Annotated in this window: 23 protein-coding genes; 16 read left to right on the plus strand and 7 right to left on the minus strand. The window is 38.3% G+C overall.

What is annotated here, in order from left to right; all coding sequences use genetic code 11:
- Window positions 1-176: 176 nt before the first annotated feature.
- The 7 genes from RM545_RS16550 to RM545_RS16580 form a co-directional block, all read right to left on the minus strand.
- Window positions 177-1127 (minus strand): HipA domain-containing protein, encoded by a 951-nt coding sequence (locus RM545_RS16550; RefSeq protein ID WP_311496397.1) that lies wholly within the window; start codon window positions 1125-1127, stop codon window positions 177-179.
- Window positions 1117-1452 carry a HipA N-terminal domain-containing protein gene (locus RM545_RS16555; RefSeq protein WP_311496398.1) on the minus strand — a complete coding sequence of 112 codons (336 nt, stop codon included), beginning with the start codon at window positions 1450-1452 and terminating at the stop codon, window positions 1117-1119. Before RM545_RS16555 ends, RM545_RS16550 begins: the two co-directional genes overlap by 11 nt.
- 2 nt (window positions 1453-1454) lie before the next feature.
- Complete coding sequence (locus RM545_RS16560; protein ID WP_311496399.1) at window positions 1455-1658, minus strand: type II toxin-antitoxin system Y4mF family antitoxin; 204 nt, start codon at window positions 1656-1658, stop codon at window positions 1455-1457.
- Between the two features lie 146 nt (window positions 1659-1804).
- Window positions 1805-2230 (minus strand): hypothetical protein, encoded by a 426-nt coding sequence (locus RM545_RS16565; RefSeq protein WP_311496400.1) that lies wholly within the window; start codon window positions 2228-2230, stop codon window positions 1805-1807.
- A gap of 19 nt (window positions 2231-2249) precedes the next feature.
- Entirely contained in the window at window positions 2250-2516 is a 267-nt protein-coding gene (locus RM545_RS16570) for a protealysin inhibitor emfourin (protein WP_311496401.1), read from the minus strand.
- Between the two features lie 58 nt (window positions 2517-2574).
- The gene (locus RM545_RS16575) at window positions 2575-3681 is read right to left on the minus strand and encodes a M4 family metallopeptidase (protein WP_311496402.1); all 1107 of its coding nucleotides are present in this window, start codon (window positions 3679-3681) and stop codon (window positions 2575-2577) included.
- A gap of 14 nt (window positions 3682-3695) precedes the next feature.
- Complete coding sequence (locus tag RM545_RS16580) at window positions 3696-4265, minus strand: hypothetical protein (protein WP_311496403.1); 570 nt, start codon at window positions 4263-4265, stop codon at window positions 3696-3698.
- Between the two features lie 529 nt (window positions 4266-4794).
- On the opposite strand from RM545_RS16580, the gene RM545_RS16585 reads away from it, so the two are divergent.
- From RM545_RS16585 to RM545_RS16660, 16 genes are all read left to right on the plus strand, one after another.
- Window positions 4795-5088 (plus strand): helix-turn-helix domain-containing protein, encoded by a 294-nt coding sequence (locus tag RM545_RS16585; protein WP_311496404.1) that lies wholly within the window; start codon window positions 4795-4797, stop codon window positions 5086-5088.
- A 15-nt stretch (window positions 5089-5103) separates the two neighbouring features.
- A complete protein-coding gene (locus RM545_RS16590; RefSeq protein ID WP_311496405.1) occupies window positions 5104-5313 on the plus strand; it encodes a hypothetical protein in 210 nt (69 codons plus the stop codon).
- A gap of 60 nt (window positions 5314-5373) precedes the next feature.
- Window positions 5374-6288 (plus strand): VapE domain-containing protein, encoded by a 915-nt coding sequence (locus RM545_RS16595; RefSeq protein WP_311496419.1) that lies wholly within the window; start codon window positions 5374-5376, stop codon window positions 6286-6288.
- A gap of 195 nt (window positions 6289-6483) precedes the next feature.
- A complete protein-coding gene (locus tag RM545_RS16600) occupies window positions 6484-7350 on the plus strand; it encodes a DUF8464 domain-containing protein (protein ID WP_311496406.1) in 867 nt (288 codons plus the stop codon).
- Window positions 7351-7571: 221 nt separating this feature from the next.
- On the plus strand, window positions 7572-7868 hold the full coding sequence (gene mbpA, locus RM545_RS16605) for a mobilization protein MbpA (RefSeq protein WP_311496407.1): 297 nt from the start codon (window positions 7572-7574) through the stop codon (window positions 7866-7868).
- On the plus strand, window positions 7865-8734 hold the full coding sequence (locus tag RM545_RS16610; protein ID WP_311496408.1) for a relaxase/mobilization nuclease domain-containing protein: 870 nt from the start codon (window positions 7865-7867) through the stop codon (window positions 8732-8734). Before mbpA ends, RM545_RS16610 begins: the two co-directional genes overlap by 4 nt.
- Window positions 8735-8745: 11 nt before the next feature.
- Window positions 8746-9204: a DUF6730 family protein gene (locus RM545_RS16615; protein ID WP_311496409.1), complete on the plus strand. Its 459-nt coding sequence runs from the start codon at window positions 8746-8748 to the stop codon at window positions 9202-9204.
- A 549-nt stretch (window positions 9205-9753) separates the two neighbouring features.
- On the plus strand, window positions 9754-10791 hold the full coding sequence (locus RM545_RS16620) for a LacI family DNA-binding transcriptional regulator (protein ID WP_311496410.1): 1038 nt from the start codon (window positions 9754-9756) through the stop codon (window positions 10789-10791).
- Between the two features lie 170 nt (window positions 10792-10961).
- A complete protein-coding gene (locus RM545_RS16625) occupies window positions 10962-13430 on the plus strand; it encodes a hypothetical protein (RefSeq protein ID WP_311496411.1) in 2469 nt (822 codons plus the stop codon).
- 36 nt (window positions 13431-13466) lie between these two features.
- Complete coding sequence (locus tag RM545_RS16630; protein ID WP_311496412.1) at window positions 13467-16505, plus strand: SusC/RagA family TonB-linked outer membrane protein; 3039 nt, start codon at window positions 13467-13469, stop codon at window positions 16503-16505.
- Between the two features lie 19 nt (window positions 16506-16524).
- Window positions 16525-18015 carry a RagB/SusD family nutrient uptake outer membrane protein gene (locus tag RM545_RS16635; protein WP_311496413.1) on the plus strand — a complete coding sequence of 497 codons (1491 nt, stop codon included), beginning with the start codon at window positions 16525-16527 and terminating at the stop codon, window positions 18013-18015.
- Window positions 18016-18032: 17 nt separating this feature from the next.
- Window positions 18033-19190 carry a glycoside hydrolase family 130 protein gene (locus tag RM545_RS16640; protein WP_311496414.1) on the plus strand — a complete coding sequence of 386 codons (1158 nt, stop codon included), beginning with the start codon at window positions 18033-18035 and terminating at the stop codon, window positions 19188-19190.
- Between the two features lie 21 nt (window positions 19191-19211).
- Window positions 19212-20522: a sugar porter family MFS transporter gene (locus RM545_RS16645; RefSeq protein WP_311496415.1), complete on the plus strand. Its 1311-nt coding sequence runs from the start codon at window positions 19212-19214 to the stop codon at window positions 20520-20522.
- 470 nt (window positions 20523-20992) lie between these two features.
- Window positions 20993-21448, plus strand: coding sequence for an Xre family toxin-antitoxin system antitoxin (locus RM545_RS16650; RefSeq protein WP_311496416.1), 456 nt, complete (start codon window positions 20993-20995; stop codon window positions 21446-21448).
- Window positions 21445-21900: an RES family NAD+ phosphorylase gene (locus RM545_RS16655; RefSeq protein ID WP_311496417.1), complete on the plus strand. Its 456-nt coding sequence runs from the start codon at window positions 21445-21447 to the stop codon at window positions 21898-21900. Before RM545_RS16650 ends, RM545_RS16655 begins: the two co-directional genes overlap by 4 nt.
- Window positions 21901-22318: 418 nt before the next feature.
- Window positions 22319-23623 (plus strand): type I restriction-modification system subunit M (locus tag RM545_RS16660; RefSeq protein WP_311496418.1); only part of this gene is annotated, 1305 nt, incomplete at its 3' end.

Consider the following 23623-nt stretch of genomic DNA (forward strand, 5'->3'; position numbering starts at 1 on the left):
AATGCTCCTATTAGAAGCAACTTTTCAAAGAAACATTTAGAATTGAAGAAGGTCTTTCAGAAAGAGTAACTGCTTCAATTATAATCAACCCTTTATATTCAGCCTCTATAATTCGGGAATTATCTTCTAAGCTTTCCATTTTTTGGCACCCTAAATTTGTGTTTGGAAAGAGAATCCTAATTTTCTTTAAGTATGGAATAGCGCTGTTCCAACAATCTTATATATTTTTCTTGATATTCCTGCGATAAAAAGGAGTTCCTGATCCAGTCAATTGCAAGCTTTTTATTTCTGGTAAATCTTTTAAACACGCTGTTTATCTGCTTTTTGTTCAGCTGTAGATTCTCCCCCAGCCGATTGAAATGTTCTTTCTTTAATTTTTTCTTTTTGCCTTCAAGGGTCAGAGCCAGTTCCTCATCGTCATCCGGATTAACAATAGACACGTTTAGCAAATCATAAGCAGGTGATAAAACCCAAAGTTCTTTTCTTTTGATCAATGAAAAATTCTTCAGGTGCATATCATTATTTCCAGTAAGGAAGCTGAAAACGGCTAATTCTAAAAAATAAAGCTTATCAAGTAAGGTATTATCAGAATAGGCACCTATGGCCTTCCCTACCCTTTCCATGGATCCTTTGTATTTATCAAAAGCTTCCAGTATCTGGAACATATCCAGCATGTGTATCTTTTCATTGGATTCAGTGCGATCAACTCTCCTGGTAATATATGATAGGTCACCACTTTGCAGCCTGATTAAACTGGACGAAACCGTTCTTATTCCGAAAGCTTCTGCAATTCTCATCGTCACATGTTCATTCTGTGGCATTTCAGGAAAGTTTTCAGAGGGTGGTTTTAAAATATAGTTACCTCCCAAAGCACCCACTACAGTTAGCCGCCCCTTTTCTTCTGCAAGAGAATTATTTACAAGGGATAAGGAAAGTTTCGGTTGTACTCCCGGTACTGCGATTCTTCTTTCCACTACATTTTTTGCCAATTCTGCCATTTGCTCCACAGAATAATTAAGATGTGGTGGATCTTCTGTACCGAAAAAGGCCAGACTACATCTATTGTGGAAATCCTTCGGGTCAGAGCTTTTTAATTCCTGATAACAGTAAAGGCACTTAATCTTCATTTCCTTCAGAAATTTGATGAACACTTACTGCACCTATACAGTTCTTACAACAGGCTAATACAAGTCCCATTCGGTCGTTCCTATTTATTTTCCAGTTTTTGGAAGCTATGTCCAGTAACCATCCTTCAGGAATAAGGCCTTCAAAAAAAGGAAATAATCTGTTGTCAATGTATAATTCCTTTTTTACAGGCATTGTAAAAGTGATAAACTGGTCAGGGTATTCTTTAATATAGGAGCTGTTATACTGAAATGTATATTCCCCATCATTGGTTTCAGTCAAAATACCTGCTACTTGATCCTGATAATATATTTTGGCTCGTCGCATGATTAAAGATCTTTCTCATTTACAGGAGCCAAAACATGGCCAAACATCCTGAGAACCTGATTGACTTTTTCCAGATTCAAATTCTCTTTGCCTTGTTCAATTTTCCGCACTACTGTCAGTGCCACTCCTGCACGTTCAGCAAATTCTTCCTGAGTAAGATTGTTTTCTTTCCTCTTTTCCTTCAAAAATTGAGAGAGATTTTTCATTATATGCAAATAAGTATAATTATGTAAATATAGCTTTTTTATATGTAATAGCATACAAATCTATAATTCATGAAGATCTATATGTAATTACGTATAAATACCTGGGATGAAATTTGGTATTCTATAATGAGGTATACCTAGAGGAATTATCTTCGGAGAGGCACCAGTCCGCTAATCAGGCTAAAGGCAATAAGAATGATAGAGGCAATATCGGCATCATAAATTAAGCTGCTAAATTTTTCTCCGCTGGTCACGTACGCCCAGATTACAAAGGCAAGAGATGATAAAATAAGATGTATGATCTTAGGCTTGTTCTTTTCGGCCTGAAAATAGAAATAAATCGGAGTTAGAATGAAACAAAGAAAAAAGATCCCGATTAAAAAGCCTTGTTTTTCTACCAGAAGACTTCCTTCTTCTTTATCTAAAAAGCCAACCATGGCTAAATAGCCGGCAATAATTTCAGCTGGGACCAGGGTTGAAACTTTTTCCAGATAGCTGCCTGTTTTGCTTTGCTTTCCTTGCTCCACCCTAAACCGGGTTATTTCCTGATCTTCATAATAAAGCCTGCTCATTTCGATTTCCAAAAAAAATTTAATTCAATTTGTGATCCACTTTTCTTATAAAAGGCATCATTTCTTCTTCTAAACAGGTTTCTTCTACTACTATTTCTTTTTCTAAATTGTTTTCCTGGAATTTAAAATAATAAATAAAGGTGTCCCTCACATTTTCATCCCTGCGGCTCTCTTTTTTAACTTCTTCAAATGCCTTTTTTTCAGACTCGTCTAAATCATTTGTTTCTATCTCACAGCTTCGCTGGAGACCTAAAAAACCACCACTTTTTATACAGTTGATCTTCATGCCACTTTAAAACTTTATTAAATCTAATGTAACTTATCTTTGCAATTCTTTCCATTCTTCATAAAGAATAGTAATCATAATTCACATCATTTAAACCTACTGTTTCCCATCCGTGTACTACAGCTTTAAATTCATCACTGCCGGGTCCATATAATTTTACGCTAATATCTTTTGTCAGCTTTACCAGCCTTTCAAAATTGCTTTCTGGTGTGAGTTGGAGCATAGCTTCGTACCATATCCTCCCCGCCTTTTCCCAGGAATATCCACCTATTGCTATAGCCGTTTCACAAAATGCTTTATTTGGAATTCCTGAATTTATATGTACCCCGCCATTATCCTGCATTCCGGTGTATTTATTTGAAATGTGGTCAGGCTGGGGATCAGTTCCATTAAGGTCCGGATCATTTATGTAAGCAGTTCCAGGATTTTTCATATCACGAATACCTCTCCTGGTAGGTGCGGGAATTATAATGTCATTTCCGATAAGCCAGTCTGCACATTTTGCATCCTGTTTTAGTATCCATTGTTTCACCAGAGATCCAAATACATCCGCTAAATGTTCATTTATAGCCCCGGCTTCATCCCTGTAAACAAGTCTTGATGTATAGGAAATTATTCCGTGGGTAAGTTCATGCCCAATAACATCCAGGCCTTTTGTAAAACGGTGGAAAATAATCCCATCTCCATCACCGTAAGCCATTTGGCTTCCGTTCCAAAAGGCGTTATTGTAATTCACATCTAAATGTACCGAAGAAATAAGGGTTAGTCCATTATCGTCAAGGGAATCCCGGTTGAAAATCTCATAAAAAAAATCGTAAGTGTGACCTGAATAATCATATGCTTCATTCACAGCAGGATCATTCACAGGCTCTTCTCCTTCCCACCTCTCCAATTTCCCCGGCATAAGGTCGCGCCGATTTGGTTTATTTTGCATATCATATACCTCCCGGTATTTTCCTTCCTTATTAGTTAAGATAGAAGCCACTGTTTCAGGCCAGATTAGACGGCGTTCCGTTCTAATTTCTGCTGCAGTTTCCATGTTCTTGATAGCCCTCATCCTTACAACCTCATTGGATGATGTTGCCATTGCTTCGAGCATATAAGGTGGAACAATACAATGGAAGGGATTGTGGTTTCCACAAGAGCATTCCTTTATCTTTTTCATAAACCTCTTCTTTTCTAATTAATACAGTCGTAAGCCTGACTCGAAGGAATCTTAAAATTTTCCAGACTCTGGATTACGGCAACTTTTTTTTCTTCATTTCTCCTATTCGTATCGCGTATAATGTCTAAAACTGATGTTGCAATTTGAGTTAATTCTGCTATAGTCACTACCGTTGGAAGAAAGGGTTGAATTTCGCAATCACCCGCTTTTGTTTTACTTAAAGCTATTAAAGCAACGTAAGCATCCCTTAAACTGGAATCAGCCTTGACAAATTCTGAACTATTTATCTGTTTAAAAGTGTTAAGTCCCTGCCGGGATTTGGCTAGCATGAGGTTGTGGATATACGAGTTTAGAAAGGCATTGTAAGAAGCTCTAACTTCCTGGTAAGCAATTATGAAATCTTCATTTCGGGAGCATTTGCAATAGTTAAGGAGCATATGCCCTTCAACCCATATATTTACCACAGTCAAATATTCTATGAGGTTTCCGTTATAAATCTGTGGATCTAGCTTTTCCTGTGCGTTTATCTTTCTCATTGGCAGCATGATCAGAAGGACAAGAAGTATGATCTTATATTTCTTCAAAATATATGTTTTTTAAATATTTCTTTGTGGACAAAGCGACGTAAGCATAAGCTTTCACAGTTCCCTTTTTCACTGGTTTTCAGACATTCAGATAACAAACATTAATTTATAAAATAAAAAGATACAGTATCCCTTTCCACCTCATATTTTACTTTAAAAGATGAAAATATTCCAGGTGAAAAACTAGCTTGACATAAGCGCAGGTATTTTGAGGAGACATTTTTAGTCTTAAATTTCTACGGAAGAGTAGTACCTGCAACTTAAAATAAAACCTGCTGCCAGACAATGACCTTCTATTATTACTGCACATTGACTCTCCGCGATTATAAATGCTGAAAATTTTATTCTTTTATAAAAGCCCACTCTTAGGTATTCCAAACGGGAAATCTGCTTATGTGAATACTATAAGTAGGATTTTACATACCATGTATCTAAAGCATACATTCTTCATTATTTCCCTTCCTAGTTTAGCTCCATGAACCGAAAAGCCAAAGCGCTTTTTTCAGTATCAACCTTAAACAATTTAATTATGGACACAATTAAAATTCTGGAACAACTGGATCGTATTGAGAAGCTGTTACGGGCTAGTAAAACGGTCATGTCTTTGGAGGAAGCAAGTGAATATACCGGGATCTCCCGGAGCTACCTCTACAAGTTAACAGCTAAAGGAGAAATTCCTTTTTCCAAACCCAGGGGTAAAATGATCTACTTCTCCCGGGAAAAGCTGGATCAGTGGCTTCTTTCCAATTCAAAAAAATCAGCTGGTGAACTAAAAACTGAAGCATTAAACTACACCTTCAGGAACAAGAAAAGATTCTTCTAATCTAAACTTTTTGTTATGTCCGGCAACGACGAGAAAATGTATGGAGTTAAGGAACAGAAAAAGAAAACTGTTTATGACTTTATTTGTGAATATGCATCAGAGAAATATGATCTTCGGTACGATGAGTTAGGCCATGAATTTCAGATTTCATTTAAGGATGAAAACAAATGGGAAATACTCGATGCCAACTCTTTTCTAATTGAACTGGATCAGTCTAATATCTAGGTCAATCCCGCCAAACTTGAGATCTATCTAAGGTCTCATTATGTTCCAAAATTTAATCCCATCGAGGAATACTTTCGGTCTTTACCTCATTGGCACGGAGAGGATCATATTAAGGCATTGGCATCATATCTACCATTAAAGGAACCTGTTCTATTCCAGTACCACTTTAAGAAATGGCTGGTGCGGGCGGTAAGGTGTGCACTTGAAAAGGAATACTTTAATAAACAATGTCTGGTTCTTGTTCACCCGCATCAGAACTCAGGGAAATCAACCTGGTGCAGGTTCCTTTGCCCTCCTGCCCTATCGAAATACTTTGCTGAGGATATGACCACCGATAAAGATGCAAGGATTCAGCTAACAAGAAATTTCCTGATCAACCTGGATGAGTTATCCATTCTGGCAAAAAAAGAAATAAATGCACTGAAGGCCTATTTCTCCAAAACGATGATCAATGAGCGGTTACCTTATGATCGTAAAAATTCCACGCTGTATAGAACCTGTAGCTTTATCGGCTCTACAAATCGTGCAACTTTCCTTAATGATGAAACCGGTTCTGTACGCTGGTTGTGCTTCGAACTGGAAAGCACCATTAACTTTTCCTATTCCAGGGAAATAGATATTAATAAGGTTTGGTCCCAGGCCTTTTACCTCGCTTACATAGATGAAAACTTCTATCCGGAACTTACTTTAAAGGACATAGCTGAAAACGAAGAAAGGAACAAAACTTACCGGGAAACTACCATGGAAGAAGAGCTGCTTTGCAAATATTACGCACAAAGTTCCAATCCTGCAGATTTTAGAACCGCTTCAGATTTGGTTGTTCAATTAGCCTGTATAAATCCCCGCCTAAACATGTACTACATGGGAAGGGCTTTAAAGGCTTTGGGCTATGAAAGAATAAAATCCCCTCAAAATCGGATTTACGGTTATCTGATTAAGAAAAGGTTTAAGTCCTCTCCTTTAGAACTTTTATAAAAAGTATTTACCTAATTACCCCAATGTGGCTTATAGGCGATGAACAGGGACTTAAGGTGTGGTAAATAGATTTATTAAACTATTTACCCATAACTACCACCGGGTAATTAGGTAAATAGAAAAAATAGCTAAAAAAGAAAGAAAAGCCAGCATTCATAAGGGCTGGGGTAAATGGGTAATTAAAAAATAGAAAAAATGGAATTAAATCAGTTATCGTGGAGAAGCGCCCGTAATATTTGCATCGTGAAAATACTCGCAAAATTAGGGCACTACCCCACCAGAAAATCGGAAAAAGAAGCTTGGTTTCTGAGTCCCTTACGGTCAGAAACGCAAGCCTCTTTTAGCGTTTCTTTAATTAAAAACTTATGGTTTGACTTCGGATTAGGAATAGGAGGCAATACTATAGATCTTATTATGATAATGAAATCCTGGTCTGCAAGGGAGGTTTTGGAATTTTTAGAACACGATATAGGATCTTTTTCTTTCAGCCCGCCGGATGTTGCACACCTATCTAAAGAACCTGAAATCCAGGTATTAGACGTTCAAATTATTAAGCTACACGCTTTAATTGATTATTTAAATTTTCGGAATATACCTTTTGAGATCGGTAGGAAATACTGTAGACAGGTTTGGTATGGATTTAAAGGAAAACGATTTTTTGCTATTGGTCTGCAAAATTATAAGGGAGGATGGGAGCTGAGAAATAGATACTATAAAACCTCCAGTAGCCCAAAAACCTATTCTTCTTTCGAAAGAGGGGCTAAAAATCTACTGATTACAGAAGGGATGTTTGATTTTCTTTCCGTGGCTACCATAGATGAAGACTTAGTACAAAACTCAGATTATATCATTTTAAATTCCCTGGCTTTTCTGGATAGGATTAAAATGCTCATACCTAAATATGACAAGGTTCTGATCTATTTGGATAATGATTCGGCAGGAAAAAAAGCAGCCACTTCACTTTTAAACCTTTTTGATAATGTTACGGATTGTAGCGATTTGTATCGGGCATATAAAGATCTAAATGAAAAATTGCAGAGTGAAGGATGTTGGAAAAAGTAAGGAAATACACAATAAAGTTCAACAGCCTGAATGGAAAGAACTTCTTACTAACTCACAGGAGCAGCAACAAAAAATGTGTATCAAGTCAAAGAAAAATGAGCGAATTGGTAAATAGTAAATACCTATCGGAAAATTTCAGTTGAAATGGTAAAGCAAGATGTGTCATTGTCATGACATTCTTGCTTTACGCCCGGAGGTTGCAAAGACTTTAAAAGAAAAAAATGAAAAGGGAATACATCCAGATCCGTTGCTCGATTTACGAGAAAAAGCTGCTGAAAAAAAGAGCAGTTAGGGCAGGAATTTCCCTTTCAGAATATCTCCGTTCCAGTGCTTTTGAAAGAAATATTGTAGAACGGATTACTCCAGAGCAGTTGGAGTACTACCGGATGTTGGTGCAATACAAGAATAACTTTGCCCGGATAAGCAGCATGTTTAAAAAACGAGATCCAAAATTATCTGCAACCGTGGAAAAGCTGGCGGAAGAAATAAGGAACCATTTGAAAAACTTTAAAAAATGATTGGGAAAGGACATTCAATTTCCAGCACAAAGGTATCCATATCCTATGGCTGGAACCAGGAGAAAGAGGCTGAAATTATATTGAAAGAGCATCTGGCGGGAGATACTCCCGCCGAGATCACTGAAGAATTTAAAATTATCCAGTCTCAAAATGAACGCTGCCACAACAACACCTTAAGCTTTATAGTAAGCCCATCGATTGAGGACGGAAGAGATTTAGACAAAAAAGACCTGGAAGAAATCGCTAAGAAATTTTTAAAGGAAATGAACCTCCAAAACAATCAGTCTATTGGGTTTGTTCACCGGGATAAAGCGCATACCCATATCCATATTTATACCAACAGAATTGGGTTCGATGGAAAGGCCTACAATGACAGCTTTATCGGGAAAAGAAGCCAGATAGCGGCAGATAATGTCGCAAAGGAATTAGGGTTTAGCAGGGCGCGGGAAATACAAAAAGAAAGACTTCAGGAGTTAAAAAACCTTCGACAGGAAATAAAAATTATAAATGACCGGGTCCTTCAAACAAGGCCAAAGTCGATGGATGAGTATATGAGCAAAATGAAAGCTCATAAAGTGGATGTAATTCCCACTATCAATAAATCCAATCAACTACAGGGGTTCCGTGTGGAATACAAAGGAGTAAATCTTAAAGCAAGTGAGGTGCACCGGGATATGGGTGGCAATAGACTCATTGCGCAAATTTCTCAAAACAGGAGTTTTACCAGGTTAAAGGAAGTACCAAAAAGCCTGCTGATAATGAACAAAACGGTACAGTTAAGTTCTAACCTGAGCACTAAAATAGCCAAAGAACTTATAAAGGGAGCATTGAAAGCACTGGATACCGGTATAGGATATGGATATTAAAATTTTGAGCAATGAAAAAACTAGACGAAATAATGGAACTAATGGCCGATGAAATGGCAGATTTTAAAACTACTATCCTGGAGCTTCAACTGCTTTCCAGGCAATTATTTGAGCTAAGTATTCCTATCAGCACTGAAGCTTTGGAGAAGAACCTGGCCACATTTTTGGAAAGGCAGGAAATACATAGCATAGAACGGGATGAAATGCTAAAGAGCATTGATAAGAAATTAACAAATGCCAGGCTGATCCCAAATTACCTGCTTATCCTTTTCGGAATATTGGGGATAATTGCTTTGGGATTAATAGGATATTCCAGTTATTCCGCCAATGCACAAAGGGAGGAAAGTTTTGAAGTCTACCGGATGATCATGGAATCTCAAAATAAGCTATACAAAGATTATTTCGCAGAATATCCGGAAATCCATGAGGCATACTGCAAGTGGCTAGAGAGTGGATACCAGGGTTTGTAATGACAAATGGCCTGTAGCAAAAATTAGTAAATTTGCGGCAAATGGCCGGAAACCCTCAGTAAACCCGTTGAAATTTACGGCAAAAAATTAGTGAAAAATAAAAGCAATTTTTTAGATTAGTGGATAATGAGTGGATATTCCAGTAAATGCACTGGTAGACCCTGAAAACAGGCTGCAATTTACTGGTATTGTAAAACAGAAGTAGGATGCGCCCTATGCTGTTTTTATTTAACGCTTAACTTCCCATACGCTAAAAAAACAGCACAGGAACCTCGCGCAGGTTATGGTAGATTCAGGGGCTTTAATTTATGTATAACAGGAAATAATCCATCGATTTGGTTATTGATTTTATAGATGAAGGCAAAACTTGAAGTAAGATCAGAATTACTGATTTCAGGAAATATAAATTTTTAGCAGGCAGTAGAAGAACTGAAAGTAATACAAAAACAAAAGTCACTGTTCTTTATAGTAAAACGTTTTACTTTAGAAAATCTTTTGTAGATTTACATACCTTGCCAAACCGGCAATCCTAAATATTTATCACTTCAAATGAAAAAGAAACAACGGGTATCTATTAAAGATATTTCAACAGAGTTGGGTATTTCTATTACCACTATCTCCTTTATTATCAACAAAAAAGCGAAAAACCGTATCAGTGATGAGGTGATAAAAAAGGTTGAAGATTATATAAAAAAGGTTGGCTATAAACCAAATACTTCAGCTCAAACCCTCAGAACGGGAAAGACGAAAACAATTGTTTTCATGGCCGAGGATATCTCCGATCCATTTTTTTCTGCGGTGGCCAAAGAAATGGAAGAAATTGCTTATAAAAATGGCTATAAGATGATTTACTGTAGTACAGAAAATGATAAGGAGAGGGCATCTGAACTAATTTCGTTATTTCAGGACAGGCAGGTAGATGCATTTATAATTACTCCCCCTGAAAACTTCCAACAGGAAATACAAGAGCTAATTGCCCAAAAAAATGAAGTGGTTATGCTTTTTGACCGACGATATACTACGACGGATCATAGTTATGTGATCCTGAATAATTTTAATGGAGCCAAAACTGCAGCTGAAAAGTTAATAGCTTCCGGATGCCTGAATGTGGCGTATGTAGGATTAGCATCGGATTTCAGCTGTATGAGTGAACGACTTGAAGGCTATAAGGATGCTATTAAAAATCACCAATCTCAACCTATCTCCTTGCTCTTACCTTTTAAGGATGTAAAAAGCAAAGCAGGACGTACTCAATTCAAAAATTTACTCGATCAACATAAAAATATTGATGGTATTCTTTTTGCCACAAATGGATTAGCGATAAATGGGCTTAAGGGATTAAAAGAATTAAATAAAAAAATACCTGATGAATTAGCTGTTATTACTTTTGATGATAGAGACCTATTTGAATTACACTCCCCCTCTATAAGTGTTTTATCCCAACCCGTACCAGCCCTGGCCACTGAATTGATAAAAGGTACTCTCCAACTTCTCAAAGGTAAAAATGGTCCTAATGAAACTTTTCAGAAAATTTTACCCGGAAAGCTCATAACCAGAGATTCCTGCAATTTAGGGGTTTACGACTAAGTAAATCTTATCTCACATATTTGATTATTGCAAAAATATTCTAATAATTAAAGATATGTAAAACGTTTTACTAAAATTTGTTTACATTAGCTACATATATTTTTTAGCAATCCTGTAAAACGTTTTACTACATCGTTGTATTAGTTCATATGAAATTTAAATAGCTACTCATGCAGCATAAATTAAAAACTATATTATCTACTTTAAGCCTCTGCTTGCTGGCAAGCACCGCTGCATGTTTTGCTCAGGAATTAAACCTGAAGGTATTGGGTGATAAAAATCAGGGTTTTTGGGTTACTGTTTATGATGCTGAAAAACCACTGCTTCAAAACAACGGAGAATTTTCAATGCATCTTTCCAACCTGGATTTAAGCGTACAACATGAAATAACATCCTGGAAAGCATCATCATATTCCCAAACCTCTAATGGGTTTAATTTGGAAAAAGATATGTATCTGCCAGAGTTTGATGCTAATCTTTCCATCCGGGTAGATTATGAAATTATAGATCCACAACTCATCCGCAAAACAGTACATCTCTTTCAGCCTTCCATGCCTAATCTTTATTATTCGCTGGAAGAAAAAAATATTCCCGCAGAAGTTCCCCATCAGTATGTGACATTTGAACATGAAAATTTTCCGGGAGGTTTAGTTCACGAGTTATATCCTTCTGCAGGTTTTATTACCAATAATAATAAGGTAGTTGGTTTCCTAACCGACCCCGGCTATAAAAACGAATTCACACGCACCACCAGAAGACGTTTTAGCGGAAGAGGCGGCGGCATGATTGGTATGCGCATTTTACCTGATCCGAATCTTTTAAGCGTGGCCAGCCGCAAAGAACAACTGAGTGGTAACAATTATATAAAATATACTTTTGGTGAATTCTATAATCTGGACCGGGGAAACACTTCTAGCTTAGATCTTTCAGCAAATTATAAAAAAGAAGGAAAAGTCTCGGTTAGCAGGAATAATAGCTTGATTGAAATTAGTTTTGATCAACCAGGTAAAGCCGGAATCCAACTTATAACTCCCTTTGAAGATCAACAGTTATATACTATTTCATTCCGGGCTAAAGGAGACGTTCCGGTTGCCCTTAAGCTTTACAGGATTCAGAACGGAGAAATAAAGGAGGAATTGGAACATGGTATTAAGTATATTGATAATTTCCCGGTTACTTCTGATAGTCTTACCCAATTTAAGGGAAGTATTCTACTGCCTTATATCGAAAACGATAGCGTAATGCTTTTTTTAGGTAAAACATCCAAAAAAAAAGGTTCCCTAATCCTCAGGGATCTTCAATTAGTCCAACATGAACCTTTCACACAAGCCTATAATAATCTACCTCTGGGGGACACGATTGTGAAGACGACCTATATTTTTTCAGAACCCTGGAAAGATCATAAAGCATATAAAATTGCAACACAAACAAAGCTCGCCGAAGGAATGGGTTTTAAAGGTACTGAAATTGAAAAGATGCTTTACGCAAACTATCAAATGATGACCTGGATCACCGGGATAGATAACCTGAAACCTTTTAATGTACCAAACCTGAATTATTCACCCGATATGTACAACAGGGATACATTTTGGTCAGTAATTTCCACGCACAATAAAAGACTGAATATATCTATCTGGAATCAATGGGCTAACACCCAAACTTCAAGGGGAGCTATTGGCACGATCATTACTCCATATATGGGTTCCATAGAAGCAAAAGATAATGAAGCTACCATTGAATGGCTTGTTTGGGCCTTGCTAAATAAGAGACGCTTTAATGCTGAACTTCCTGTGGAAAAGATAAGAAAGGCTGCTAATTATATTCTTAACGAATTTGATCCCGATAAGGATGGGATTTGTGAATCTCATTTCTCGATGAGCCAGGTTGATGTAATGGAATACCATCCTAAAACAGATCGAATGGCCGTAAATCAGGGAATGTTTGCAGTAGCCCTTAAAACTATCCAGGCGCTCGGGATTGAAATAGACAGTACTTACGTACAAAAAGCAGAAAGCGAGTATGTGAAGTTCTATGATCCCAAAAGGAAACATTTATTATTTGATCGGGATTATCCCGATCTGATTACACTTACCGATCTTATCCCGGAATTTCTATCACTGTGGGTTTTTGACCATGCCATGTTAACAGATGAGATGATTATAAACCACCTTGACCAATTTCCGGTTTTAAACAGGATGGAAGATGCCCCTTATCCTGAAATGGGTACAACAGCCCCAATTTGTATTCGATTAACAAAAGACGCAAAAGGATATTCCTACATGGATGCTGATTATCAACCCTTTGGTGAATTTGGAAAGATTAATTATGCAGATGATAGCAGGGATGGTTTCTACTACAACGGCGGCAGCTGGCTTAGAGCAGAATACTCTGCTTATGTGGTTGGGTTAAAACACGGCTGGGAAAAAGCCGAGAAAAGGATGAAAAACAGATTGTGGGCCGAAATGAATCTTAACCCCAACTGGCCGTACAGTAAAGAATTCATTCCCACAAAATGGTCAACTTATGACGATTGGTGGCCTTCTACACGCGGTTTAAGCTGGAATGTCTTCGTCCTCATGACTAACGAATTTGCAAATCTCAGAACACCCGATATGGATCCTGACTATAGAAAATTATAACAATAGCTCTTATACTAATCTTTTCAATAATTTATTATGAAAACAAAAAATAGCATTTCCGGCCTCTTATTTCTGTGGGCAATCTGTGCAGGAAGTGTAGCTTATGCACAAACAATTACAGGAACCATTTCAGATGATCAGGGCCCCCTACCCGGAGTTTCTGTTATTGAAAAAGGCACTGACAATGGTAGCGTTTCCGATTTTAATGGAAACTATGAAATTAATGTTTCAAATGAGAATGCTACCCTCCTATTCTCATATATAGGTTTCGAGACTCAGGAAATTCCTTTGCAAGGTGAAAATTCCATAGATGTCATAATGCAGGCAAGCATGGACCAGCTGGACGAATTGGTTATTGTCGGCTATACATCCCAGAGGGAATCAACTATCACCGGTGCAGTTTCCTCTGTAAATGTAGAACAGTTGGAATCGCGCAGAGTTCCGGGTGTGACCCAGGCTTTACAGGGACAGGTCGCCGGAGTTACTATTACCCAAAGTACCGGGGCTCCTGGAGAAGATGTAGAAGTGCGGATACGTGGAAACGGAACAATTGGTAATAACAATCCGCTATATATCATTGACGGAGTTCCAAGCAGGGAAATCTCCTTCCTGAATCCTTCAGATATTAAATCAATGTCTGTTTTAAAAGATGCGGCGGCCGCATCGATCTACGGTTCAAGAGCCGCAGGTGGTGTTATTGTTATTGAAACCAAAAGCGGAACCGGACGAAGTGGGATTCAAATTGATTACTTTGGAGGTATTCAAAAAGCAGCAAATTTACCCAACATGCTCAATGCCGAGCAATATCTTAACACGGTAACTACTGCATGGAACAATGCAGGCTATGCTGGAACTAATCCATATCTCGCAGACTCAGGGAGGTCCGATTTTGCAGATGTAGATTATCTTGATGAATTATTTGAATTAGGAGAAACACATAGTTTACAACTTTCGACATCCGGAGGTAGCGAAAAAACAAATTTCTTTTTGAGTGCCGGATATTATGGCCAGGATGGAATTGTAGTCTATGATAATGATAGATTTTCCCGTTTAAATCTTCGTTCAAATATAAATTCTAATATCACAGAACGTTTTAAAATTGGGGCCAATGTTCAAATATCATATCAGGAGCAAGATCAAATTTCTTCCAGGGGAGATGCTCCGGGAATAATTCGACATGCTTTTCTGCGTCCTCCTATAATTCCCGTATTTAAAGATCCTTCAGACCCTACTTATTCAGAAGAAGACCCTTTTACAGATCTGCCTTTTTATGTGGACCCGGATAATTTTGAAAGCAATAAATATGAGTACTCGCAAAACCCAATAGCGCTTGCTTACTTTACAGATAATACTACGGAAACTTTTAAAACCTTTGGGAATCTTTTTGCTGAATACGATCTTCTGAGCGACAGCTCACTGAAATTTAAAACCAATTTCGGTGCAGATATCAACTTTGGACATCAAAAAGCATTCAATCCTAATTTTGGAGATGACGACGGACAGGGATCAGAAATTGACAGGGGCTTAGGCCGTCAGAACCGTCCCACCAGTCTTGCCGAATCCCGGTATCAGGACATGACCTTTACATGGAATAATAGTTTTATCTATAACAAAACATTTGGAGACCACGAAATCAGTGCCCTGGCAGGTATTGAATTTATAAAAAATAATTCCTCCGGAATCAATGCTTCAAGACAACGCTTTGACTTTACCGAACCTAATTTCAGGTATCTTGATTTTGGTGGAACAGACCGTGACTTATGGAATGGTGGACTGGCTGAAGAATGGGCATTATTCTCCTATTTTGGTTCTGCAACCTATTCCTACGAAGATAAATATTTACTAACCGCCAATTTAAGAGCAGATGCCTCTTCCAGATTTTCAGAAGATAATCGTTGGGGTTACTTCCCTTCTGTTTCTGCGGGATGGGCAATTTCAAAAGAAGAGTTTATGAGTGATGTGGACTGGTTAAGTCAGCTAAAATTAAGAGCCAGCTGGGGAGAACTTGGAAACCAGGAAATTCCGAATTATGCGTATCTGACCTTATATCGAAGAGATGCAGATCGCTACCTCATTAGTCGTTATGGAAACCCCGACTTAAAGTGGGAAACTACCGCACAAAGTAATATAGGGATTGATTTTGGAATTGATAACAACAAACTTTCCGGAAGTATTGATTATTTCGAGAAAACCACTTCTGATATCTTATTACCTATTTCTCTTCCCCAATTAGTAGGCGACGTTTCGGCCACCTTTTTAAATTCAGGAGAAGTGAGCAATAGTGGATTAGAATTTGGCCTTTCTTACAGGAACTATGACAATCTTTTAAAATTTCAGATCAGTGGAAATTTCGCTACCTTAAAAAATGAGGTGAACTCTTTACATCCAAATCTGCCATATATCACCGGAAATGTTACCAGAACTCAGGCAGGACATCCACTAAATGCGTATTACGGTTTTGTTCAGGAAGGGATTTACCAGAATGAAGCTGAAGTTGCCGAACACCTATCTGGTACTACTAATCCACCACAACAACCGGGAGATATCAAGTTTAAAGATCTTGATGGGAATGGAATTATTAATGATAATGACAGGGACTTTATTGGAAATCCAAATCCTAAATTATCATACGGTTTAAATGTTTCAATGAATTATAAAGCATTTGATTTTAACTTTCTCTTTCAGGGTGTTGGAGGTGTAGATAGATATAATGATCTGAAAAAGATTATAGATTATGATACCCGACCATTTAATTATACCGATCGTGTTTTAGGCGCCTGGGATGGAGAAGGATCGACAAATAGTATACCACGGGTAAGCTTTACAGATAATGGAAGTAGTAAAGTCTCAGATATCTTTGTGGAAGACGCTTCTTATTTAAGACTGAAAAATGTAGAACTAGGGTATACGTTTGATGTGGAGAATATAGGTAACTTTAGATTATATGCTTCAGGACAAAATCTACTCACTTTTACCGACTATAGCGGATTGGATCCGGAATCAACCGATTTAATAGATTTTGGTACATACCCGCAATCTGTAACCGTATTATTTGGTGTTAGCGCAAATTTCTAAAAATTTAAAAATTCCAGTTATGAAAAATTACATTGTAAAATTATTAGCAATGGTATGCTGTATAACAGTTATAAGCTGTGAAGCATATCTTGATGAAGATCCTATTGGTTTGATCACCCAGAACCAGATTAATACGGAACCCACGGCGGCTTCAATTACCTCCACGGTAAATTCAACCTATCAACTATTGTCGAGTACACTTAATATTGTTGGACAATGGAACTGGGATGATGGGACGGTAACCAGAAACGACTTTTTACTACAGGATATCGCTTCCGGAGATATGCAGAAAAAATGGAATCCAGATGGTGATCAGGCCTGGATGGATGAAATCGCTGCTTTTAATTTCACCTCTATGAACCCCGGCTTTAATGGCATCTGGAGCTATAACTATGAAGGAATTTCCAGAGCAAACCAGGCGATAAGCACCCTTAATAATGAAGAAGTAATGTCTTCAGTACAAATGGATGCAGCCACAAAAGATCGCTTATTGGGAGAAGTATACGTTTTAAGAGCATTCTATTATTTTGATCTGGTTAATAATTTTGGAGGTGTTCCGCTACTTACTGAACCATTAGAAGATTTTGCAGATGCTTACGACGTAGCAAACCGTAATAGTGCAGAAGAGGTATGGACTCAAATTAATAAAGATCTTCAGGAAGCAGTTACTTTGCTACCAGCACAAAAATATTCCAGCAGTTCAGAACCATGGAGGGTTTCTCTTGGAGCGGCCCTTGCAATGCAGGCGAAAGTTGCTTTGTTTCAGGAAAACTGGAGTGAAGTTATAAACAAGGTAAATGAACTGCAAGCTCATAACTTCTATTCTCTGGATGATCATTATTTCGATCCATTCGATGTAAGTAAAGAATATCAGGAAAACGAAGTAATTTTCTCTTATAATCATGTTTCCGGAGTTAATCCAGCTAGAGGAAATGGTCTTGCAGCCTTAATGGGCTGGGGCTTTGTGGCACCTACCGACGATTTTGTAAACGCATTTGAAGAGAATGATCCAAGACTGGGATACACCGTTCAAATAGACGAGCAACAACCTAATAAATTGCTGGGTTCTACCGATGGAAATTATAAAGGAAACGAAGATTCTCCCGGAAATAAAGTATACATCCGTTATGCCGATGTGCTGCTTTGGAAGGCGGAAGCCCTCATTCAAACCGGAGAGGTAGAAGAAGGGTTACAAATTGTAGATCAAATTCGTACCCGTGCCCGTAATACTCAAATGGTAGACGGTAGCTCTACCCCTTCCGACGCTTTACCTAATTATGCCGGAACAGGTATGTCTCAAGCTGAAGCTTTACAAGCTTTGCGTCATGAAAGACGGGTGGAGCTCGGATTTGAATCGCAAAGGTTTAATGATCTAAAAAGATGGGGTATAGCTGAAGAAGTATTATCTGATCTAGGTAAAAACTACAAAGATTTCAACAACCTCTACCCTATTCCACAAGGAGAAATAGACCGTTCTGGAGGACAAATTGAACAAAATACCGGATACTAATAAATAATTTACATATAATGATCAGTTCTAAATTAAAATATATTGCAGTAAGTTTTCTGTGCGTAGCTACTGCTTGCAATACCTCCGCTCAAAAGGAAGAGGTTACAAAGGAAAACAGTGAAATAAGTACAACGGAAAAACAGTGGATGATAGGGCCTTTCGAACGTCCGGAAAATGCACAACCTATCATACAGCGGGATACCACAGCCACTTTTGATGATCCTATGACCGGTGAAGAAGTGGTTTGGCAATCAATGGCTACTTTTAATCCTGCCGCTATTGTTAAAGACGGGAAGATAAATGTATTGTACAGAGCAGAACAAGATCGTCATACGGATACCATAGGAGGACATACTTCAAGAATTGGTCTGGCGACTTCAGAAGACGGGATTACTTATGAAAGAGCTGAAAAACCTATTTTTTACCCGGATAATGATGACCAGAAAGAATTTGAATGGACCGGCGGCACAGAAGATCCGCGGATTATAGAGAGTGAAGACGGTACTTATGTTCTAACCTATACGCAGTGGAACAGAAAAACTCCGAGACTGGCTTTAGCAACTTCAAAAGATCTAAAGAACTGGACCAAACACGGACCCGTTTTTCAGGATTTTAAGGATGGAAAATATCATGATATGGATACCAAATCTGGCGCTATAGTCACCCAATTAAAAGAAGGAAAACTTGTTGCGACCAAAATAAATGGTAAATATTATATGTATTTTGGAGTGCCACATATCTGGCTGGCAACTTCCACAGATCTTGTAGACTGGCAACCGGTAGAAGATTATGCCGGGAATCTGGCACCGGTCTTAAGTCCTCGTCCCGGTTATTTTGATTCGTGGCTGGTAGAAGCCGGACCACCACCAGTTTTGACAGAAGACGGCATTGTAGTACTTTATAATGCCGGGAATTCCAAAAACATTGGAGTTGAAGATCTGGGCAACAGGGTTTATACCAGTGGTCAGGCATTGTTTGATGCTAATGAGCCATGGAAGTTATTGGATCGTACCGACAAACCGTACCTGAAACCAGAATTACCTTTTGAAAAATCCGGCCAATATAAAGACGGGACTACCTTTGTAGAGGGACTCACCTATTTTGAGGGAAAATGGTACCTGTATTATGGTACTGCAGATAGCATGGTAGGAATGGCTACCGCCGAGGCTAAATAATCTTTTTATCTTATTTAATTTATGCAGTTAAAAAAGAAATTACTTGTAGGAGCTATAGTATCAAGCCTCGGGGGGTTACTGTTCGGATTTGATACAGCAGTAATTTCCGGAGCAGAACAAGGTCTGAAAGAATTTTATGAACTTGATAATTTTGCTCATGGTTTTACAAACTCCATCGCATTAATGGGAACCATAATTGGAGCTTTATTTGCCTTCTCACCTGCAGAGCACCTGGGAAGGAAAAAATCTCTTTTAATCATTGGGCTTTTCTTCGGATTATCTGCCATAGGATGTGCTTATACAGATAATTGGTATCTTTTCCTGTTCTGGAGATTTTTAGGAGGTCTGGGTGTTGGAGCATCGTCGGTCATAGCTCCTATGTATATCTCTGAGATTTCACCTTCAGCTTACCGGGGAAGATTAGTAGGCCTTTTCCAGTTCAGTATTGTCTTTGGAATTTTATTAGCCTTTATTTCAAATTATTTTTTGAAAACCCATATGGGTAGTGACTCCTGGCGCTGGATGCTTGGAGTAGAAGCAATTCCCGCTTTTACTTTCTTCGGTTTGATATTTTTAATACCTAAAAGTCCGCGTTGGCTCATTCTTCAAAAACGCTTTGAAGAAGGATTGGTTGTTTTAAAACAACTTGGGGATGACAATTCACAGGAAAGGCTTGAGACTATAAAAGCTTCTTTTCAGCAAAAAGGAGAACGGGAAAAATTGTTCCAAAAGAAATATTTTAAACCGATCATTCTAGTCTTCCTTATGGCTACTTTTAACCAATTTTCCGGGATTAATGCGATTATGTATTACGCCCCAAGGATTTTTGAAACTGCGGGTATTGCAAAAGATAGTGCGTTTTTACAGGCAGCCTCGGTAGGTTTTGTGAACATGCTATTTACTATCCTCGCGATGATGTTTATCGACAAAGTGGGGCGCCGTAAATTAATGATTATAGGCTCAATAGGGATGATTTTAAGTTTAGTGGTCACTACCTATTTACTGAATAATCCTGATGTTGGCGGAAGTTTTCTCGTAGTACCTATTCTCTTTTTTATCGCCAGTTTTGCTTTTTCACAAGGTGCGGTAATTTGGGTTTTTATTTCAGAGGTTTTTCCAAACAAGGTACGTGCGGCAGGACAGTCCTTTGGTACTTTCACCCATTGGTTCTGGGCCGCCAGCTTAACCTGGTTATTTCCAGTGGTAGCAGGATTGTCTAACGGCACAACCTATGCCTTCGGCTTTTTTGCACTTGCCATGGTATTGCAACTGGTTTTTGCAGTTAAATTTTTTCCGGAAACCAAAGGAAAATCATTAGAAGATGACATTTAAAGTTGCCAAACCCGGAAACCAAAGGAAAATCATTAGAAGATGACATTTAAAGTTGCCAAACCCGGAAACGGGTTTTATCAGCAAGTAGAAGAAATTTAAAATTTGCGGCGAAACCTTGAGTAGAATAGATTATATTTTATAATTAAGTGGAAATGAGGAGGAATCAGTAAATGCGCTGAAAGAGCCTAAAAACAGGTTGAAATTTTTCTGGAAAAAAAACAGAAGCAGGATGCGCCCTATGCTGTTTTTACTTAACGCTTAACTTCCCGTACGCTATAAAAACAGCACAGGAACCTGCGCAGGTAAGGTTATGGTAGATATGGGGCAATAAATTGGATTATTTATCTTTAAAATACAGATTATACTTCCATTGCTTATGAGCTTTTAATGAACAACCTGAGATTTCTACTACATGTATAAATAGGAACTTACGACATTTGTCAGTATATTTGTGTAAAATGGCGGTAATTATGGTTCTCACAGTTGATCACAAAAAAGAAAGAGAAACAGTAGCAAAATGGCTCGATCTTGAATCTCTTTCATTATTTAAAGGAAACTCCTCTTTTGCATATCTAAAAGTATTAAAAGATGGGTTGCACAGAAATTCTGTGAATTCATTTATTAAACATTCTAACCTTACCCAAAAACAGGTTTCCAGGCTTATTCATGTTTCTGAAAGAACCTTACAAAGAAAGTCACCAGATAAGCCGATGGACATTAATTCTTCAGAACGGCTAATTGAACTGACACGTCTTTTTTATAAAGGGATCGATGTATTTAATGATAAAGAAAAATTTCTTGCATGGTTAAATAGACCTAATAAATCTCTGGGAAACTCTAACCCTCTGGATTTGATTGAAACCAGTATTGGTATTGACCTGGTTATGGATGAATTGCTTCGAATAGAGCATGGTGTATTCTCATGATAGTCTATAGAATTACAAAGAAAAAATGGATCAAGGATTTAAGTGGTACCGGAGCTAAGTTAACTGGTGGTCGATGGAATCCGAAGGGTTATCCCTTGATCTATTGTGCTGCAACTTCATCCCTGGCAATTTTGGAAAAATTAGTTCATGTGGATTTTGACCTATTGCCGGATGACTTGTATATAGCAGAATTAGAAATTCCAAATGAAAGTATTCAGAAATTAAAACTGACAGATCTTCCAAAAAACTGGAATAAATATCCGGCACCGGATAAGCTAAAAATGTTTGGAAAAAATTGGATAGAACAAAATAAGCATTTAATTCTCGAGGTGTCCAGTGCGGTAAATCCGAATGAAATGAACTATCTAATCAATGTGAATCATCCGGATGCCGGCAAAATTAAAATCAGAAAAACATATCCTTTTGAAATTGACGTTCGTTTGATCAAATAGTAATTTATGATAATAGATTTGTTAAAATTCCCTGTTATTTATAGTTTGCTCACTAGACTCAATCAGGAAATTAAAAAGACGCACCTCTACTCTTGCACTTTTCCAGGTCAGGATAGTTTGATAGAAAAAAGGGGGCTCGATCTTAAAATAGTCATGTCTCAAGTACAGCCTATTGTTCATCCAGATCGTTTAAAAATAGGAAAAAACAGGAACCTAATATATAGCCAGGTCTAGTTCAAAGCTTAAGGTTTCCCGAAACCATACCTTTACTCTTTCTTTTATTTTAAAAGGGAAATTTTTTGCTCCTACAAAAGGCTATTAAAGATTTCCTACATGTTAAAAAATTAACTAACTTTCCCACTCAGGATCTTACCCTACCTTGATCCTTTTTTACAACCACAACCCACCATTGATTTACATGGCAAAAGCAGACATTGATTTTGAAAAAGAACTCTGGGATGCGGCGAACGAATTACGCGGCGCGGTATCTGAGAATAACTATAAAAACTACATCCTTCCCCTTGTTTTCGTAAAGCACCTTAGCGAACGCTATGAGGTGGTGCGCGAGGAACTGAAGGAGCAGCTTAATGATCCCAAATCTGATTATTACACTACAGATAAGGAGGAGATCAATTACGTCCTGGAAGACCGGGATGAATACCGTTCCCGGAATACTTTTAAAATTCCTGAAACCGCTTCCTGGCAGTATTTAAAAGATAATACCGAGCAGGATGATATCAAGGTGAAAATAGATGATGCCTTTGATGTGATCCAGGAACTTTTAACGGGCTATAACCCTCAGCTGGTGAATATTTTGCCGCGGATCTTTGTGCGGAGTGAATTATCATCCAAACAAACCGGCGGAATTATCAACCTCCTCTCCCATCCTAAATTTTCTGAAAAGGAAAATCCCGAAAGCGATATCCTGGGCCGTATCTATGAATATTACATCGGTCGCTTTGCAATGGCGGAAGGTTCGGGTGCGGGGCAGTTCTTCACGCCCGGAAGTATTGTAAGGCTGCTGGTGGAACTATTGGAGCCTTACAAAGGCCGAATCTTTGATCCGGCCTGCGGAAGCGGCGGAATGTTTGTGCAGAGTTTGAAGTTCATCAAAGAACACGGCGGAAACAAAAAAGACATCGCGATCTACGGACAGGAAATGACCGCACAAACCTTGCGGCTGTGCCTTATGAACCTGATGCTGCGGGACCTTTCTTTTGATATTAAACTGGGAAATTCCTTACTGGATGACAAATTTACAGACCTTAAAGCCGACTATATTATTGCTAATCCGCCATTTAATGTGAGCAACTGGCATCCGGAAGATCTGCCCGATGGCGATCCCAGGTTGTTTGGTCCCAAAGAAGAATTCACTACAGATGGCAGTGCCAATTATATGTGGATGCAAACCTTCTGGCAGCATTTAAGCGACACGGGGACTGCCGGGATTGTAATGGCAAACGGCGCGATGACCTCCAACAACAAGGGAGAGAAAAACGTGCGGCAGCATATGGTAGACAATTCTATGATAGATGCCATTGTTCGCCTGCCCGATAAACTGTTCCTCACCACCGGAATCCCCGCCTGCCTTTTCATCCTGAGCAAGAACCGCGACGGAAAAGGCGGCACCCACCGCAAGCGCAACAGCGAGATCCTGTTCCTGGACGCCTCCAAAATGGGCACAATGGCCAGCAGAAAACTACGGGTTTTTAGTGATGATGAT

Origin of the sequence: Autumnicola lenta, assembly GCF_031846515.1 — a bacterium.
Classification (GTDB): Bacteria; Bacteroidota; Bacteroidia; order Flavobacteriales; family Flavobacteriaceae; genus Autumnicola; species Autumnicola lenta.